We start from the raw sequence: 16,530 nt of genomic DNA, 5'->3' as shown, positions 1-16,530 counted from the left end.
GCTAGCGCGGCCGGAAAAAACCAATTTAGAACGCCTAATTTTTGGTGATTTACATCCGCGGTAAGATAGCCCACCACGCAAGCGATGATACATAGGGCACATAAGATAGCGCGTAGCACGGCTAAATAGCGCAGCCCACGGGGTTGCATCGCGCCTTCGTAGTCGCTGTTTTCGCAGCTACTACTTTGGCTGTTTTTGCTGCCACGCCCCGCCACATAGACAAGATGTGCGCCCAGCGCTATGAAACACGTGCATGCTGCAAGGTCCCAAAATATGAAGTTACCGAAGATTGTCCCGCCCGAGCCATCATCGCCCGTAGGTCCTATTAAATAAGGCCACGAAATTTTCACTATGCAAAACGTCGCCGCAAGCAAAATCGGGTGCAGCGCGAGCCTGCCGTTTCGCAAATCAGAGAGTAAATTTTTAAAATATCTCATGCTTCCCCTTTAAAATTCCGCGGAATTTTACTCGCTTTCCATTATTCTAAGGCGCGGTTTGGAGCTGAAATTTTAAAGCCACTTTGCTCGTTCATTGCTAGGATCCGTTTCGTTGCCGATCGCTTCGTAGCGCGAGTAGTAAAACTCCACAAACTCTCGCACTTGCGCCTCGCGCGGCAGATATACGCCGCCGCTAAGCTCCGCGAAGCGCGATAAAAATTCCGCCGCGTCCTTTTTGTCGCAATAAAGCCGCGCCAGCTCCTCGTAGTTTTGCAAGCACGCGGCTTTGAAGCTCTCATAGCCTGCGCGGTCAAATTTAACCGCCAGCCGCATGCCGTCAAATTTCAAAACGCCCGATGCAAAAAGCAAGCTCAGATGTATCAGAGCCTCGCAGTAGTAGGGCTTGAGCTCCTCCACCCGCTGCCACGCGATGAGCCCCACGGCACGGCGGATCAGCTCATCCAGCACCGGCAGGCAAAACTCCGCCTCCTCGTGGAAAAAGAAGCTCACGAGCCCGCCCGTAGTCGCCTTGTACTCCTCGATGAGCTTAAAAAGCCCCGAGCGGTTCATGCGCGCCTCGGTGTCAGCGTCGATGAAAAATATATGCCCGAACTCATGCCCGATCGTCGATATTTCATAGACGCGGCGCCAAATTTGCGGCTTTTTAAATAAAATTTCGCGTCCGAAATTTAGATAGTCGAGGTCGAAAATTTCGCTGCTTAGCCGCATAAAAGGTCTAGCCTTGGCGCTTTCATAGACGAAATTTACGAAGGCGAAAATTTTCTTGCCGCAGTTGGTGCTTACGAACTCGTCGTTGGGTACGACCTGCGCCGAAAAGAGCCCGTTAAGATCGGCTCCGTAGTAGATCAGCGGCGCGCAGACATAAAGCTGGGTCTTGGCGATGTTTGAGAGCACGAGCGAGTGCATGACGGCATTGTTTGCGCCGATTTTTTCATACGCGCGCTCAAAACTCTCGCTTACGCGCGCTTTAAATTCCTCCGCGCTAAACTCATACGCGCCTGCAAGCCTGACGTCCCATTCCAGCGCGACTGCGTGCGTGTAGGCATCCTCATAGTACTCAAGCGGATGACCGATCTGAAGCGGCGTTTTTATATCCATCCACGCGATCTCCGCATCCCGCCACGCGCTGATCACCGCGCTAGCGTCCTTTTCGCAAAAGGCCTGTTTGAGCTTGCTTAGATACGCGACGTAAGCTAGCTCGCTCTCATCTTCGGCAAGCGTCACCAGGCGCTCCAAAAGATCGCTAAATTCGCTCTGTAGCTTTGCCGTCTCATCCGCAAATGCCACGGCGTAGGGCACCATTTGGGATTTGCCCTCGCGCTGCACTATCGCGCCGTAGCAGCGCTCGCAGATCTCGCCGTGAGGCGTGCGCATAAACAGCTCCTCTTGCAGTAAAAATTCCTTCGCCTGCGCAAGCGAGCTAAATTCCTGCTGTAAGCGCTTGTTCGTGCCTTCGATGATTAGGGCTTGCCAGCTTTTTTGCATATCGCTTATCACGAGCCCGATGCGGTGCACGCCCTTTAAAAGCTCCAGATAAAAGGGCTGCAAAATCCCCTGTGCGCTCGCTTCGGCGATGAGCGCTTCGTGCATGCCCTCATGTATTTTGCGCGTGAAATCATACATTTTGCTCTTTAGCTCGCGCTGGCGCGCCTCATCGTAGCCCAAGCGGCGAAATTCTTGCAGCAGCGGATCCTCTTTGAGATCCACGATGCGGCGCAGCACGGCGATGCACGCAGTATCGCCAGACTCAAAGCCGCAAATTTCTAGCCCGCGCGCGATCAGCTCGGCGTGCGGCTCGTCGTAGAGGGCGTTTAGTCGCGCTTTGGCGGCGGCTGCCATCTCGCTAAGTTTTGCAAAATCGTTCATCGCGTATCCTTTTTGTCGTTTTTATCGTCTTTTTGCGAGCGGAATGTGTCTGCTTCGCGAGCAAAATTCTATCCTCGCATCCACTTAAAATTTTAAAATTTCGACATAGATTTTTGCCGATTGTATCGAAAAAGTGTTAAATTTGCGCGGTTAAAATGCGAGATTTTTAAATTTAAGGAGTAAAAATGAGCGATTTAGACTTAGACGATTTCGGCGAGCCGCGCATCAAGGTCGTAGCGCTGCCTAAGGATACGAATAGCTCGGGCAATATTTTCGGCGGCTGGATACTAGCGCAGATCGATTTAGCGGGCGCGACGGCGGCGCGCGAGATAGCGCCCGAGCGGGTCGTGACGATCTCGATGCAGGAGGTAACTTTCAAGCAGCCCGTATTTATCGGCGATGTCATCAGCTGCTACGCAAAAGTCCTAAGCGTGGGAAATACCTCTATCCGCGTGCAGATCGAGGTCGCAGCGCTGCGGCTTGGTGAGGACGGATTTCGCGAGTGCTTGCACGTAACCAGCGCGATCGCAACCTACGTAAGCGTGACCAAATCAGGCCAAAAAAAGCCTATCAGCGCAGAGATCAAGCGGCTGCACGGATTTTAAAATTTCTCAGACTTTAGTTTCAGCTCAAGGAATTTTAGCGTCAAGCTTATAACGCGAAAATTCTTATGTGGGATAAGCTTAGTGCACAGAATTTGCTGCGTAAAATTTTATAATTTTAAGCGTGGAATTTTGCTGTGCAGTATTTTGGCGGAAAACCTCGCAGACGGAATTTTGGAATTTTGCGGCGCGCAGATTAATAAACAAATTAAAACGCGCCGCGGTAAGTCGTGCTAGCAGCTAGTTTGTAGCGTCTTGAAGCTCTTCTTCGATCTCGGAGTTGCTTTTTACGACCATGCCTGAGCCGTGGATGACGCTAGGCATGCAGGATGTGCAGATATGCACCGTCTCGCCGTTTTTATGCGCCTTGATAAAGACCGCATTTTCATCGTCGCTGCTTTTTAGCGAACATATATTGCAAATGTAAATATCACCTGATTTCATAGAAATCCTTTCTTAAAAAATTTCGCACTATTTTATGAAAATTTCAAAATTTTTCATTGATTTTAGTTAATCTTTAGCGATTTTTATTGCGGGCGCTTTCGTCTATCAGCACTACGTGCGTCAAAAAGATGATGAAAAATAGCTGGAAAAATAATCCTACCAGCGGGATCAAACACAGCAGATAAAAAATAAAAGCGCTTAGGGCAAATTTATATCCGCCACCCATTTTATAAGAGCGCTCGAAGCTTTTCGCGCTTAACGCATTTGAAGCGACGTCGATTAGAACCAGCTTGTAATAGATATAAAAAAACGGCACGTTGATTATGAATAAATTTATTACCGGCACGAACAAAAGCACCGAACAGATAAATAAAATCGCTAAAAATTTTAAAATTTCAACGCTCATCAGCTTTAGCACTCGCGCCGTGCTCGCTTCGTCCGCGCGGATTAGGCGGTAGTGGCGCGCGTTGATCTCTTTAGTGACTGCGGGTGTCAGAAAGGCTGCGATGATAAGCGCGCAAAACACGCTAAGCATCAGCACCGCGAAGCTGGCAAACACCGAAAAAATCGCGCCGATAATCCACTTCGTAGCAGCAAAACTTAGAATTTTTGCAATTATTGGGAAGCGCTGCTCGTCCAAGAAGCTAAAATCGCCGCTTTGCGCGCCCTGCGAAAGCGCGTCAAAAAGCTCTTTGCCGCCGAAAAATGCGAGCGTACCTAAGATTATGAGCGAGCACACAAGCGGCAATAGCGAGAGCAAAATGAACTTGCGCGTAAAAAAATCCTGCTTTGCCAAATTAAAAATTCTACCCATATATGCTCCTATTTGCGTTATTTTAGCGACTTTTGCGACGGAATTTGAGCTGAGATTTATTTTGACTGCCGCACGAAACGCGCCTCATTGATCCGCTCGCTTGGCTCATTCGCTTACTTTAACCGGCTCATCTCGCATTATAATACTAAATTTATGCTTTGATCGCTCGCCCACCCGTGTTTAATTTGCTCATTTATAGTGCGTAAATGGAGACCGCATCCTAGCTTGGTTTTTACCTGTTGTGAATATTTATTTGCTTGCTGCGCGGAATTTTGCCACTTATAAATAAGCTGGCACTGCGTAAAATTTCAGGCACAAAATTGCAGAATTCCAAATCAAAGCCCTTTTTTAAAATTTGCATGCCGAAATTTTATAGATGAAATTTCAAAATTTCAAAGGTAAATCTCGCGCGCAAACCCACGACTTCACTTCGTCGCGTCGTAGATCTTTTGCAATTGCTCGTAAATTTCGTTTGCGCTTACCGCGCCTTTTGATAGCACCTCTATTAGCACCTCGTTATCCTCAAGGTCTCCCCAGATTTTGCGGTAGCCGCCTTCTTTGTAGCCGTTATTTTGGCGGAATTTATTTAGCACGTTTTTGCCGATATATTTGGCAAAAAGTATGTCTAAGCTCACTCCGCATTTAATCGCGACGCGAAAAAAATCGGTCAGCAGCTCGCCGATTTGCAGCTCAAAGCCGCTCGTTTCGTGGATTATGAGCTCGATGTCGTTTACGATTTCGTAGATGCTGTATTCGCGCACATCGTAGGCGTAGGAGCTAAACTCCGCAAATCCGCTTACTGCTGTGACGTCGCTTACGATGTGATCGATGTCTTTGCTACCGTAATATTGCTCTAAAATATAGCTCATTACAAAGTGCCAAATATCAACGATCTCGATGACGATATTATTCACGTCCGGCGCTGCAGAGATATTTTTCCAATGCTTCCACGCAAAGCTATCGATGAGCTCTGCGCATTCCATGTAAATGCAGCGCTTCCAGTTGATAAGTTTGCCGTTTTTTGTATAGCCGTCCTCCCAGCCCACGCCATTTGTTTCGTCATTTAGGGCTTGCTGCATCAAAAACATCTCTTTTACTTTTTTATAATTTTCCATAAAAATTCTCCTAATTTTGGCTCGCGATTATAGCTAATAAAAGAAAATCATTGTATAATTTAGCAAAAAGGAGGCTTAAAATGTGTGCCGCTCAGGATAAATTCGACGAGTTTTTAGGCAGGATGAAACTCCTATCTCTCGGAGTTTTGCGCAATAATCTGCCATATTGCTGCAATGCATTTTATGCCTACGATCCGCAAAATAAGGAGCTCATCATCGCAAGTGCGAGCGACTCCGAGCATATCAAAGCAGTCTTTGCCAACCGCGGAGTTGCGGCTACAGTCGCGCTGGATACGAAATTTGTAGGCAGGATTAAAGGCGTGCAGATTTGCGGCCATATCCGTAGCGCGGATGAGCGCGAAACCTCGCTATATCTTAAGCGCTTCCCGTTTGCGCGCGCGATGCAGACCGATTTTTTTACGATCAGAATCGATTGGATGAAAATGACCGATAATACTCTAACTTTCGGCAAAAAGCTAATTTGGGAACGCTAATTCGCTAATAAATCGTCTATTTATTTTTACGAAATTTTAAACTTTGCGAGGATTAAATTTTATCTGGTAAAATTTTTAAAACTTGCATAAATTCTATCTTGTCTATTTTTCAAAGAATTTCACCATTAGATCCGCCTTAAAATTTCCGCTCGGTTGGTTTTTGGAATTTTACAGTATGGAATTTAGCGTAAAATTTCATCTTGCAAGCGGGGATTGTCACAAATTTTATTCCCTTAGAAGCGGAGCCTGCCGCATAGAATTTTGCGTGAAAATTTTAAAATTCTAAAATTTCGCTTTTCAAACTTAATCTGGTGCGCGAGCTTAGCTCTGCCGCTTTCTGATTTCGCTTACTAGTCGTCCGCCGATCGCGTAGTCGTCAGTGGATATTTCGTCTATCGTCACGACCGTGGTTTTCTCGCCCCTACCCAGCACGGCTACGAGGGCGTCGGTGAGATTCTTGACGAGCTTTGCTTTTTGTTCGCGACTTAAGCCGCCACGTTCTTTGGTGATTTTAACGTTTATGTAGGGCATTAATTCTCCTTAAAATAAACGTAATTGTAGCCAAAATTTCGTCTGTGCGCCTGAAAGTGCGAAATTTTATGTTAAAATCGCCGCGATCTGAATTTAAGGAGAAAATATGCCATTGTTAGATAGTTTCAAGGTCGATCATACTCGCATGAATGCCCCGGGCGTGCGGCTCGCAAAGAGCATGCGCACCAAAAGCGGCGATAAAATTAGCGTCTATGATCTGCGGTTTTGCCGCCCGAATTTAGAGATCATGAGCGAGCGCGGCACCCACACGCTGGAGCATCTTTTCGCGGGCTTTATGCGCGAGCACCTAAATAGCGCGGACGTCGAGATCATCGACATCTCGCCGATGGGGTGCCGCACGGGATTTTATATGAGCGTGATCGGCACGCCTAGCGAGAGTGCCGTCGCAGCGGCGTGGAGCGCGAGTATGAAGGATATTTTGGGCGTGGGCTCTCAAGCAGAGATCCCCGAGCTGAATAAATTTCAGTGCGGCACCTTCGCGATGCACTCGCTAGCAGAAGCCAAACAGATCGCGCAAAACGTACTAAATAAGGGTATCGGCGTGATCAAAAACGACGAGATCGCGCTGGATCCAAGCAAGATAAAATAGTTTTAAAATTTAAGAGATAGCGCAAAATTCTAGCACTATCTCTTTGGGCACTGCTTGTTCCGCGATCAGTGTATAATGCACCATAAAATATTATCGTAAAATATGCAAAAATTCGAGGCGCAAAAATGCGTATCTGCTAAAACAAGCCGGAGGTAGCATCTATTTATAAACCGACTTGGCGCTTGCCGTAAAGTCTACGCCATGCGAGGTTTTTGATAAAAGCTACGATTTGGCTTTAATCTGGGTAGCAAAAGCGCGTAAGCAAAGCTCATATCAAATTTAATAAATTTATCTCGTAGGCCGGCTTTAAATTTAGAAGAATTTTTAAAATTTCGTCTTAAATTAAAGCCGAAATTCTATCCGCAAATACCATGTTTATGCGCCTTCTTACTTTCAGATGCGATCTTCAATCTTCCAAAAAAATCGTATAGCAAAACGAGAATTTAGAATTTTTATTTAAGGTTGCGTTGTGAGTTTGGCGCTTGAAATTTCACTTTCGCTGCACGAAAAGAATGCTAAAATTCCGCCGAAACCGCACCGGATGCGGTGAACTTAAAGGAGAGAAAATGCAAAGAATTTTTCATATAAAAGATGCTATTTGTAGCGACGAGCGAGCCGTAAAAACGACATTTTTTACTACGGAGGCCACTTGCGGCGCGGTTTGGATCGTCAAACGCGGCCAGGTCGTAGCGCCGCATATTCACCCCGGTGGCGATGACGTGTGGATCTGCTTAAGCGGACGCGGCGTGTTTTATCCGAGCAAGGGCGAGGAGGTGCCGATCTGTGCGGGCGATCTAATCATTTCCAAAAGCGGAGAGTGTCACGGTATGAAAAATACGGGCGATGAGGATTTTGTGTTTGCAAGCGTTACGGCGCCGATTCCGTGCGGCTACGAAGCGCTTTGAATTAAAATTTGCCAGAGATTTTGTGGTATTCGCAAAATAAATTAGCGTCGCAAAGAGTTGAATTAGAATTTGTCCGTAGCGTTAAATTTCATAAATTTAGCCGCGCTTTTGTACAATTTCAAGTGCCGCGCAATCTGCGGCGAGATTAAATTTGAGGCAAAAGATGTATGAGGATTTTACGCAAGAGCCAAAGGATGAGCGCTCGCAAAAGAAGCGCAAAGCTAGGGCGCGCAAGGCAGAAGCAGATCGTAAGCCGGTGCGAGACGCGCCTCGAGGCATGCCACTTTGGCGCAAGATCGTGCTTGGCGCGACATTTGTATTTGCGGCTTTTAGCGCGCTCGCTCTGTTTGCGGTTATAAATTCCGCAGACGACTACTCGCCGCGGGACGACGAGCAGATCAAATACAGCGATTTTTACAAAAAAGGAGATGAAATTTACGCCCTCGTGGTGGGTGCGGGCTATTTTGTGATACCGGGCGCGGACGCGGCGAGCTTTCGGGTTTTGGATTTCGGCTCCGGCTACCGCTCCAACGTCGCCGCGGATAAAAACGCCGTATATTGCGGAAACATCGCGATGAGCGAGCTGGAGCCCGCGCGCACGAAAGCCGTGGCGTTCGGATACGTAAGCGACGGGCGGATCAGTTATTTTTGCGACGGCGAGGCGGTACCTAACGACGCGCTGGGGGCGCTTAAGCTTACTTATGAAACCTTGGCGCATATTTTTTGGAATGCGCCCAAGCCGCAAAGCTACGTTTATAAATTTAAACGAATGGACGCTACGGATCTGCGCCAAATCGCGGGCGTGTATTACGCTGCGCAGGGCTCTCGCGCGTTTTATAAAGGAGAGATTTTGCCGGGCGCCGATGCCGCGAACTTGCAGGCTATAAAAGGCTCTGACGGAAGGGCTAGCGGCGTTTATACCGCGGACGGCACGAACGTGTATTTTAAAAACCTGCGCCTTGACGCGCGCGATAACGGCGGGCATTACGAACTTTTGAGGCAGTGGTTGGACTATTTTTTGTGGGATGCGAAAAGCGGCGACGTTTTTGCGAATGATTTAAAATTTGACCTCGCCGCCGCGCCCTATACTCCGCTAAATAGGCAGCTCGCGCACTCAAACCATCTGCTTTTTGCCTCCCCTGGCGGCATCTATTATTTTGACGAGAATGACGGAAAGCAAAAGCGCGCGGCAGACAACCCCTTTGAGGGCGAAGTTCGCGCGCTTAGCGGCAGCGTATTTCAAAGCGGCGAGCGGATATATTTTTTAGAAGGCGCCGAAGTTTGGGGCGGCGGCCGTAGCAGTCGTAGGCTGGTCGCTCGCAAAAGCGGGCTTTTCGCGCTCGAGCTGCCGCATGAGTGGCGCAGGGTCGGCGGCGTGCACGGCGGGCTATACGGCTGGATCTATTCAAACGGTGGGCGATTTTTCTACTTCGACGATCTGGGCTCTTCGCAGCTGATAGATCGGTGCATTTATGAGATTAGGGATCTAGACTTGGTTGAAATTTTGCTTCAAAAAAGTAGCCTTGGCACGAGTAAAATTCGCGAGATGATAAAGAGCGGCGGGCTTGAGGCGGTAGACGGCGAGCTGCTTTTTGAGGTAAAGACGCGGGTGGAATTTTAGCCGCGATTTGAGCACAATTCGAGCATGGAAAGTGCTGCTAAATTTTAAATTTGATTTTATTTCGGCATAAATTTATAAAATTTAAACATCTTCGTGGGCTCTAGCACAGGTTTAGAATTTCATTGCAAATCGCTTTAAGAGGGAGCGCGCAAATTTCATTTCGCGTCGTCGCGACGGCGTGCGAAATATTTTGTATCGGTCGCGATTTTCGCGTCGCGTCGCGCTTGGATAAGACGTCGCCGTAAATTTTATTTTAGCGCCGCAACTTTCGTAAATTTCGCTAGCAGTGTAGGTAACACAGCGACAGAGCGTAAATTTAAAAGCCTCAATCGTAAAGCTACACTCATAATATTTGTGTGCTCAGGCTTGCAAGATAAAATTTAAAGGCGCGGATTCAAAAGCGTAAATCTCTTTTTCGATATGAAATTTAACAAAGCAAGCGCGAACCAAGCGGCGCGATCAAAGTGTCATTTTACGAACAGATGAGCCCTAAGCGGCGCCAAAAGCGAGCATAGGATGCGAGGAACTTTATTTTATAAATCCGCTTGCCACTACGCGGTCGCGCTCGTCGTAGAAAACCGCGAGCTGTGCCGGAGCGATGCCTGCTGCGGGCGCGGATAGCACGGCATGCACCCCGCCTCCTTCGCGCGGCGAAATTTTAACGGGGAGTTTGGCGCTGCGGTAGCGGATCTTAACGCCGAGACCAGGCATATTTAAAATTTCATCCCTGCTTAAAAAGGCGTTGAAATTTTCGGTGTCGAACTCGTAGGTCGCCAGCTCGTCCTTGCCGCCCACGACGATCTCGTTTTTGCTCGAGTCGATGCTTAGCACGAAGTGCGGCTCATGCGCGCCGTGCACCGTAAAACCGCGGCGCTTGCCGATCGTGTAGTGCATATAGCCCTCGTGGGTGCCCACGGCGTTGCCCGCGCGGTCGCGCACGATGCCGGGCATTTTGGTACCCGTGTGGCGGTTCAAAACGTCGATATAGGTGGTGTCCACAAAGCAGATCTCGCTGCTTTCGCTCGCAGAAGCGATCTGCGAAAGCTCCGCATAGGCGCGCGCGGCCTCTTTGACGTCCTTTTTATACATCCCTCCAAGCGGAAAGAGCATAAACTTAAGCGCGGCGGGATCGATGTTTGCTAAAAAATAGCTCTGATCTTTGCTAAGATCGGTCGCGGCTTTTAAAAGCCCGTCCTCGATGCGGACGTAATGCCCCGTAGCTAGGCGCTCAAAGCCCTGCTCGCGCGCAAATTCCAAGAGCTTGCCGAGCTTTATGCGGCGGTTACACAGCGCGCACGGATTCGGCGTAAGACCGCCGATATAGGCCTGCACGAAGGGCTCGTAAACGTCGCGATTAAAATCCTCCTGCAGATCCAAAATGTGGATTTTTATACCCAAAAACTCGCCAACCTTGCGAACTTTGGCGATGTTTGCCTCATGATAGCCGGGCTTTGCGTGCAGCTTCATATAGCAGCCCTGCACCTCGTGGCCCGCGTCCTTCAGCAGCTTCGCGCACATCGAGCTATCCACGCCGCCGCTCATTGCGACTAAAATTTTCATTCGTTCTCCTTACGTCGCACGTCCGTCAAAATTTCATCCACGCTGTCGCAGAGCATGAAATTTTGTATATCCTCTTCGTTTATCGCGCCAGATTTTAGCAGTGAAGTGCGGAAAAACTCCATCAAAGGCGCGTAGAATTCCTCGTCGTAAAGATAGATCCGTGCGCGCTTGAAGCCCGTCTGCACCAGCACTAAAATTTCAAAAAACTCATCCAGCGTCCCAAAGCCGCCCGGAAAGATGACGAAAATTTCGCTGTTTTCGATGAGAGCGCCTTTGCGCGGTGCAAATGCCGAAAATTTCGCGCCCTGCGTCAAAAAGCCGTTGCTTTTTTGCTCAAACGGCAGCATGATGTTAAAGCCCACGCTGTGCGTCCTCGCCCTCGCAAATGCGCCTCGGTTGGCGCCTTGCATAATGCCGCCACCGCCTCCGGTGATGATCGAGTATCCTAAATCAGCGAGCCCCTCGCAGAGCTTTTGCGCGTCTTTTACATAGCGATTATCCTCGCTAAAGCGTGCCGAGCCGAAGATCGTGGCGCTTTTGCCCACGTTTTTGAGATTGTCGCGGGCGATTTTGATGTCTTTTAAAATTTCTTTCAACTGCATGATTAATCTATCTTTTATGTATATTATTTAAAATTTTAGCTTTAAGAATAGCATTAAATTTTTAAAATTCCGTTTAAAATAGTAGAATTTGCGCGATTTAAAATCTCATCGTAAATCATACTAGGTTGCTAAGTTTTCGTAAGAATCCGCCGACGCCGCGGTAAGCGCTCATATCGATCGGCTCGCAGCCCTGCTTGCTCAAAAATCGCGAGACGCTCTGCTTAAGCGCGATAGTAGCGGGCGAAAACGGATAGTGTGAGTTAAAAAGCGCGCGATTTTGTGAGCAGACGGCTACTTGTTTGCAAAACGGCACAAAGCCTAGCAGTTTAAAGCCCAGCTCGCTTATATTGCGGTGCGCAACCGACTTTAGATTGTCGTAGATCATCACGGCATCATCCTCGCTTGCGGTGAAATTTAGCAAAAACAAAACCTCTTTTTTGCTCGCTCCAAGCGTCTTTAAAAGCGCGTAGGTATTGCTGATCGAGCAGGGCTCGTTCGCACACAGCACGATATTTTCGTCGCCGATGCTCAAAAAATCTCCAAGATACTCAAGCCCCGCATCGATCAAAATAAAATCGAAGATTCCCGCCTCTTTTAGCTCGCTTGCGAAGCGAGCGGGGCTTTCGTGAGCTTTTGCACTCGCGGAATTTCCGGCTTCTTCGGGATTTGATGAGCGGGCGGAATTTTTCATTTCATCTTTACTTGCAGAATTTTGAGAATTCTCGCCATGGATTGAATTTTGTTTGGTGAAATCATCGCTTTTAAAATTCTCTAGGCTTTCTGATTCTGTAAAATTCCATCCATCTTCGCAATTTTGCGGCTTTTTGGCTGCACAATTCGTAGAATTTTTTGCAGCGTTTGCTATTGAATTTGAAGCGGCGGAATTTTCTGAGTTGTTTTTGCCATCAGAGCTCGTGAGTTTTTGCGCGTAATTGTGCGAGCTGAGACTTTCGTCGTCTTGCGAGCCTTGCGCGCTATCCGTAGAATTTTGCATGACGCAATCGTCCGCGCTAGAGCCTGCATTTTTGATAGAATTTTGCGCTGCAGAATTCGCGCTATTTACAGAATTTTGTGAAGCAACCGCGGGCGAGACGAGAGTTAAATTTTGAGAAATTTTTACCGCGACGGCGCTTGGTAGCGAAATCCTCTTTCTTTGCAAAGCGTTTAAGATGATCTCTTGATTGTTTAAATTTGGCGCTTCTATGATCGCCGTGCGGTAGCCCTGCTCGCTTAGAATTTCGGCGAAATTTGCTGCAATCACGCTCTTGCCGACTCCGCCCTTGGCGCTTAAAAAATTTACGATTTTAGTTTGCATATCAGTCCTCTTTTAAATTTCATCTCTCCAAGTGGCAAAATCACGCTTATACGCTCGCAAGCACCTGGATGCGGCAGCATCAGCCGCTCGCAGGCACGCACCTTCGCGCTTGCATATAAAATATCCACGTCCAGCGTGCGCGGCGCGTTTTTGAAGCTTCTTTTGCGCCCAAATCGTAGCTCTGCGCGCTGCATAATCTTAAGCAGCGCAAGCGGCGCTAGGGAGCTTTGCACTAGCATCACGGCGTTTAAAAAATCGGGCTGATCTAAAAAACCAAACGGTCTGTTTTTTAAAATCAAGGAATTTTGCGCTACGAAAAAGCGCGTATCGCTCTGTAAAACGCGATAAAATCGCTCGAAGCGCCGCCTGACATCTCCTAAATTCCCGCCGAGTCCAAGTAGGTATAAATTTTTAAAATTTCCGCGCTCGCGGCGCCTCATCGGGAAAACGGCGCTTTTTACGACGCACAGCGCGTCCGCGCACTCGTAAAATCCATTTTTCTTAAGCCGCACGTTCACCTGGCTACTCTCATAAAATTTCAGCTCCGTTTTCGCGCACGACCACGACGTCCTCGATGCGCACGCCAAACTCGCCAGGCAGATAGATCCCCGGCTCCACGCTAAAGACCATTCCCTCTTTTAGCACGGTCTCTCCGCGCTTTGAGATAAACGGAAGCTCGTGGATATCGACTCCGACGCCGTGTCCGGTGCTGTGGAAAAACGCTTCGCCGTAACCATGCCTCGCGATAAAATCCCTAGCCGCCGCGTCGATCTCGCGCGCCTTTTTACCGGGCATAACCGCCGCGATCGCAAGAGCCTGAGCCTCTTTTACGATTTCGTAAATTTCTTGTCGTTTGGCGTTTTTAAAATTTTGCTCCTTGCCGAAGTTAAAATTTTCGTCAAAGCACGCCGTGCGCGTCCTATCCGAGCAGTAGCGATTAAATTTAACCCCCGCGTCAAGCAGGAGCAAATCGCCCTGCCGCAGCCGCTTTTTACTCGGCAGAGCGTGCGCCTTGGCGGCGTTTTCGTTGATCGCGACGATAGGCGAAAAGCTAAGCGCAAGCTCACCCTTTTTCTTAAAGATAAGCTCGGCATTAAAAAACAGCTCCTCTTCGCTCATCCCTTCGCCGCTAGCGCGCACGAACGCGGCAAATTCGTCAAATCTCTCCGCGCCCAGCTGCGCCGCGCGTTTTAAAATTTTTATCTCGTCTTCTGATTTTACTATGCGCGAAATTTGCGCAAAATTCGCCCGCGCCTTAAATCTTATCCCAAGCCCCTTGCTCAGCGCCTCCCACTCACCCGCGCTAAAATCGTACGGGTTGTAGCTAAGCTCCTTTACGCCAGCCTTTCGCAAAAACAGCCGTGCGTCTTTTATCAAATTTCGCTCGACCTCGATAACCTCGGTATCTTTGCAAAGCTCGCGCGCCTCGATGCTATAACGCGCATCGGTGAGGAAAAATTTGCGCCCCGAAAGACTCAAAAATATCGCATTGTCGCAGCTGTATCCGCACTCGTGGTAAACGGCGTTTTCGTCCTTTAGGATAAAATTTTTCAAATTTAATCCCAAACTTATTTGGCTTTCTGCTCGGCTCTGGCTGCCTTGATCTGCTCAAAAATTTGAATCATTCCGATCATTGCCAGATGGTATCCCACAGGGCCGAATCCGATGATCTGACCCGCTGTTACGGGCGCTATTAGACTTTTTTGTCTAAGCTCCTCTCTGCGAGCGATGTTTGAGATATGCACCTCGATCACAGGTAGGCTGACTGCGGCGAGCGCATCGCGGATAGCGAGCGAAGTGTGCGTGTAGGCGGCAGGATTGATGATGATACCGTCGCAGGTGCCGAAGCACTCTTGGATCTTATCGACGATCTCGCCTTCGAAATTGCTCTGAAAAAACTCGATCTCGTTGCCGCTCTGATCGGCGACCGCCTTCATCTGCTTATGGATATCCTCCATCTTCATAACCCCGTAAATAGCGGGTTCGCGCATACCGAGCATATTGATATTCGGTCCTTGAATCACCATAATTTTCATTTTTGCGTCCTTGTTTTGAAATTTAAGCAAAAATTATAACCAAAGCGAGCTTATTTTTTACTATGGCGCCAAATTTGCCCGTTCAAGCCCGGTCGCTAAAATTTTATCTCTAAATTTAGCACGGAAGAGAATTTTATGCTAAAATCACGCGCTGTTTTAGATAAGGAAAACGATGAGAATTTTAAAGGCGAAGTGGGTTCTTGTCTGCGATGAGAATTTTAAAATTTTAAAAGATGGCGCGATCGTCTTTGACGAGAAGATAATCGAGGTCTGCGCCTTTGCGAGTGCGGCGCGCAAATACCCGCAAGCCGAAATTTTAGACTTTAGCGGCGATATAGCGATGCCTGCGTTTATAAATCCGCACGTGCATTTGGAATTTAGCGCAAACAAAGGCACGCTGCATTACGGCGATTTTTTGGACTGGCTAGGCAGCGTCATCGCCTCAAGGCAGCAGCTGGACGCCACGGCGCGCGGACGGCTAATCGCGGAGCAGATCGCCGCGATGATGCGAAGCGGCGTGGGTACGATCGGTGAAATTTCAAGCTTCGGCGGCGAGGCTGAAGCTTGCGCGCAAAGCGGCATTAGAACCGTGTTTTTCAATGAAATTTTAGGCGCGAGCAAGGACGCTACGGCGGAGAATATTTTGAAATTTAAGCAGCGTTTTGAGCGCTCAAAGGCGTTTGCAAGCTCGCTTTTCATCCCCGCCGTGTCGGTACACTCGCCGTATTCGACGCACCCGCAGATTACGGAGTTTGCGACGAAGCTTGCCCGCGAAAACGGACTTGCTATAAGCACGCATTTTATGGAGAGTGCGTATGAGCGGCAGTGGCTGCGCACGGGGCGCGGTAAGCTTAAAACCTGGCTTTCTAAATTTAACCCAACGCCCGCGCCTTTTTACTCGCCCCGTAGCTTTGTAGCGCATTTTAGCGGGCTTCGCACGCTTTTTACGCATTGCGTTTGGGTGGATGATTTTAGCATCTTTGATCCGAAGCTCCACTCGATCACGCACTGCGCGCGCTCCAACCGCCTGCTTAGCAAAAAGAGGCTGAGCTTTAAAAAGCTGCTCGCAAGCGGGCTTAATTACAACATCGCTACCGATGGGCTTAGCTCAAATTTTAGCCTAAGCTTTTTAGACGAGCTGCGTGCAAATTTAATGATGCACGACGAGCTAGGTTTGGCGGAACTAGCGCGAGCGCTGATTTTAGGCGCGACGAGAAACGCAGCAGCCGCGCTGGGGCTAAATTTGGGCGAGCTGAGGGCCGGTAAGCTCGCCGACATCGCCGTTTTTGAAGGCATTGAGTGCGAGCAGAGCCAGCTGGCGCTACAGCTTATTTTGCAGAGCAAAAACGCGAAATCACTTTTTATCGAAGGAATGAAATGCAATTTCTAAAAAACATCTTTGCGCCGATCGGCGCCGTGCTCGGGTTTATCAACAAATACTTTAAATCCCTGATTTTTCTGCTTATTTTGTTTTTGATTTTTGCAGGCGGCGAAGGCGCGCCGTATCGATATCGTCATTGTCGATACGGCGGGACGACTCCAAACAAAGTCCAATCT

General features: G+C 48.6%; 19 protein-coding genes. 7 read left to right on the top strand and 12 right to left on the bottom strand.

Going from position 1 to position 16,530, the window contains the following annotated elements:
* The coding region (locus tag Q0413_RS01480; RefSeq protein ID WP_298986553.1) for a hypothetical protein at nt 1–437 on the bottom strand (437 nt) is incomplete at its 3' end.
* A gap of 72 nt (nt 438–509) precedes the next feature.
* Nucleotides 510–2,324: an invasion protein CiaB gene (gene ciaB, locus Q0413_RS01475; RefSeq protein WP_298986550.1), complete on the bottom strand. Its 1,815-nt coding sequence runs from the start codon at nt 2,322–2,324 to the stop codon at nt 510–512.
* A 185-nt stretch (nt 2,325–2,509) separates the two neighbouring features.
* Here ciaB and Q0413_RS01470 point away from each other — a divergent pair, with 185 nt between their 5' ends.
* The gene (locus Q0413_RS01470; RefSeq protein WP_297880791.1) at nt 2,510–2,929 is read left to right on the top strand and encodes an acyl-CoA thioesterase; all 420 of its coding nucleotides are present in this window, start codon (nt 2,510–2,512) and stop codon (nt 2,927–2,929) included.
* A 237-nt stretch (nt 2,930–3,166) separates the two neighbouring features.
* Here the strand turns inward: Q0413_RS01470 and Q0413_RS01465 are convergent, their stop codons facing one another.
* From Q0413_RS01465 to Q0413_RS01455, 3 genes are all read right to left on the bottom strand, one after another.
* Entirely contained in the window at nt 3,167–3,370 is a 204-nt protein-coding gene (locus Q0413_RS01465; RefSeq protein ID WP_297941994.1) for a hypothetical protein, read from the bottom strand.
* A 73-nt stretch (nt 3,371–3,443) separates the two neighbouring features.
* Entirely contained in the window at nt 3,444–4,184 is a 741-nt protein-coding gene (locus tag Q0413_RS01460; protein ID WP_298986548.1) for an EI24 domain-containing protein, read from the bottom strand.
* A 425-nt stretch (nt 4,185–4,609) separates the two neighbouring features.
* Entirely contained in the window at nt 4,610–5,299 is a 690-nt protein-coding gene (locus Q0413_RS01455) for a dUTP diphosphatase (protein WP_298986545.1), read from the bottom strand.
* A gap of 80 nt (nt 5,300–5,379) precedes the next feature.
* Here Q0413_RS01455 and Q0413_RS01450 point away from each other — a divergent pair, with 80 nt between their 5' ends.
* Complete coding sequence (locus Q0413_RS01450) at nt 5,380–5,793, top strand: hypothetical protein (RefSeq protein ID WP_298986542.1); 414 nt, start codon at nt 5,380–5,382, stop codon at nt 5,791–5,793.
* 321 nt (nt 5,794–6,114) lie between these two features.
* Here Q0413_RS01450 and Q0413_RS01445 read toward each other — a convergent pair whose 3' ends face one another.
* Complete coding sequence (locus Q0413_RS01445; RefSeq protein WP_298986540.1) at nt 6,115–6,324, bottom strand: 4-oxalocrotonate tautomerase family protein; 210 nt, start codon at nt 6,322–6,324, stop codon at nt 6,115–6,117.
* Nucleotides 6,325–6,430: 106 nt separating this feature from the next.
* On the opposite strand from Q0413_RS01445, the gene luxS reads away from it, so the two are divergent.
* The 3 genes from luxS (at nt 6,431) to Q0413_RS01430 (ending at nt 9,460) form a co-directional block, all read left to right on the top strand.
* Nucleotides 6,431–6,934, top strand: coding sequence for an S-ribosylhomocysteine lyase (luxS, locus tag Q0413_RS01440; protein ID WP_298064121.1), 504 nt, complete (start codon nt 6,431–6,433; stop codon nt 6,932–6,934).
* A 566-nt stretch (nt 6,935–7,500) separates the two neighbouring features.
* A complete protein-coding gene (locus Q0413_RS01435) occupies nt 7,501–7,839 on the top strand; it encodes a cupin domain-containing protein (protein WP_297948926.1) in 339 nt (112 codons plus the stop codon).
* Nucleotides 7,840–8,002: 163 nt separating this feature from the next.
* The gene (locus Q0413_RS01430; protein ID WP_298986535.1) at nt 8,003–9,460 is read left to right on the top strand and encodes a DKNYY domain-containing protein; all 1,458 of its coding nucleotides are present in this window, start codon (nt 8,003–8,005) and stop codon (nt 9,458–9,460) included.
* Between the two features lie 528 nt (nt 9,461–9,988).
* On the opposite strand, the gene mnmA is transcribed toward Q0413_RS01430, so the two are convergent.
* The 6 genes from mnmA to aroQ form a co-directional block, all read right to left on the bottom strand.
* Nucleotides 9,989–11,020, bottom strand: coding sequence for a tRNA 2-thiouridine(34) synthase MnmA (mnmA, locus tag Q0413_RS01425; protein WP_298986532.1), 1,032 nt, complete (start codon nt 11,018–11,020; stop codon nt 9,989–9,991).
* Nucleotides 11,017–11,622 carry a TIGR00730 family Rossman fold protein gene (locus Q0413_RS01420; RefSeq protein WP_298986530.1) on the bottom strand — a complete coding sequence of 202 codons (606 nt, stop codon included), beginning with the start codon at nt 11,620–11,622 and terminating at the stop codon, nt 11,017–11,019. Before Q0413_RS01420 ends, mnmA begins: the two co-directional genes overlap by 4 nt.
* A 115-nt stretch (nt 11,623–11,737) precedes the next feature.
* Nucleotides 11,738–12,937, bottom strand: a complete 1,200-nt coding sequence (locus Q0413_RS01415; RefSeq protein ID WP_298986527.1) for a P-loop NTPase — start codon at nt 12,935–12,937, stop codon at nt 11,738–11,740.
* Nucleotides 12,919–13,455, bottom strand: a complete 537-nt coding sequence (folK, locus tag Q0413_RS01410) for a 2-amino-4-hydroxy-6-hydroxymethyldihydropteridine diphosphokinase (protein WP_298986525.1) — start codon at nt 13,453–13,455, stop codon at nt 12,919–12,921. Before folK ends, Q0413_RS01415 begins: the two co-directional genes overlap by 19 nt.
* A 10-nt stretch (nt 13,456–13,465) precedes the next feature.
* On the bottom strand, nt 13,466–14,491 hold the full coding sequence (locus Q0413_RS01405) for a M24 family metallopeptidase (RefSeq protein WP_298986522.1): 1,026 nt from the start codon (nt 14,489–14,491) through the stop codon (nt 13,466–13,468).
* A 14-nt stretch (nt 14,492–14,505) separates the two neighbouring features.
* Nucleotides 14,506–14,973 (bottom strand): type II 3-dehydroquinate dehydratase, encoded by a 468-nt coding sequence (gene aroQ / locus Q0413_RS01400; RefSeq protein WP_005869936.1) that lies wholly within the window; start codon nt 14,971–14,973, stop codon nt 14,506–14,508.
* A gap of 172 nt (nt 14,974–15,145) precedes the next feature.
* On the opposite strand from aroQ, the gene Q0413_RS01395 reads away from it, so the two are divergent.
* Nucleotides 15,146–16,363, top strand: coding sequence for a metal-dependent hydrolase (locus tag Q0413_RS01395; protein WP_298986519.1), 1,218 nt, complete (start codon nt 15,146–15,148; stop codon nt 16,361–16,363).
* A gap of 90 nt (nt 16,364–16,453) precedes the next feature.
* Nucleotides 16,454–16,530: hypothetical protein (locus Q0413_RS11190; protein WP_366939623.1), on the top strand; the 77-nt coding region annotated here is incomplete at its 3' end.

Origin of the sequence: uncultured Campylobacter sp. (assembly GCF_938045465.1) — a bacterium.
Lineage (GTDB): Bacteria > Campylobacterota > Campylobacteria > Campylobacterales > Campylobacteraceae > Campylobacter_B.
The sequence above is the reverse complement of the archived record's forward strand: the minus strand, read 5'-3'. Positions and strand labels throughout refer to the sequence as shown.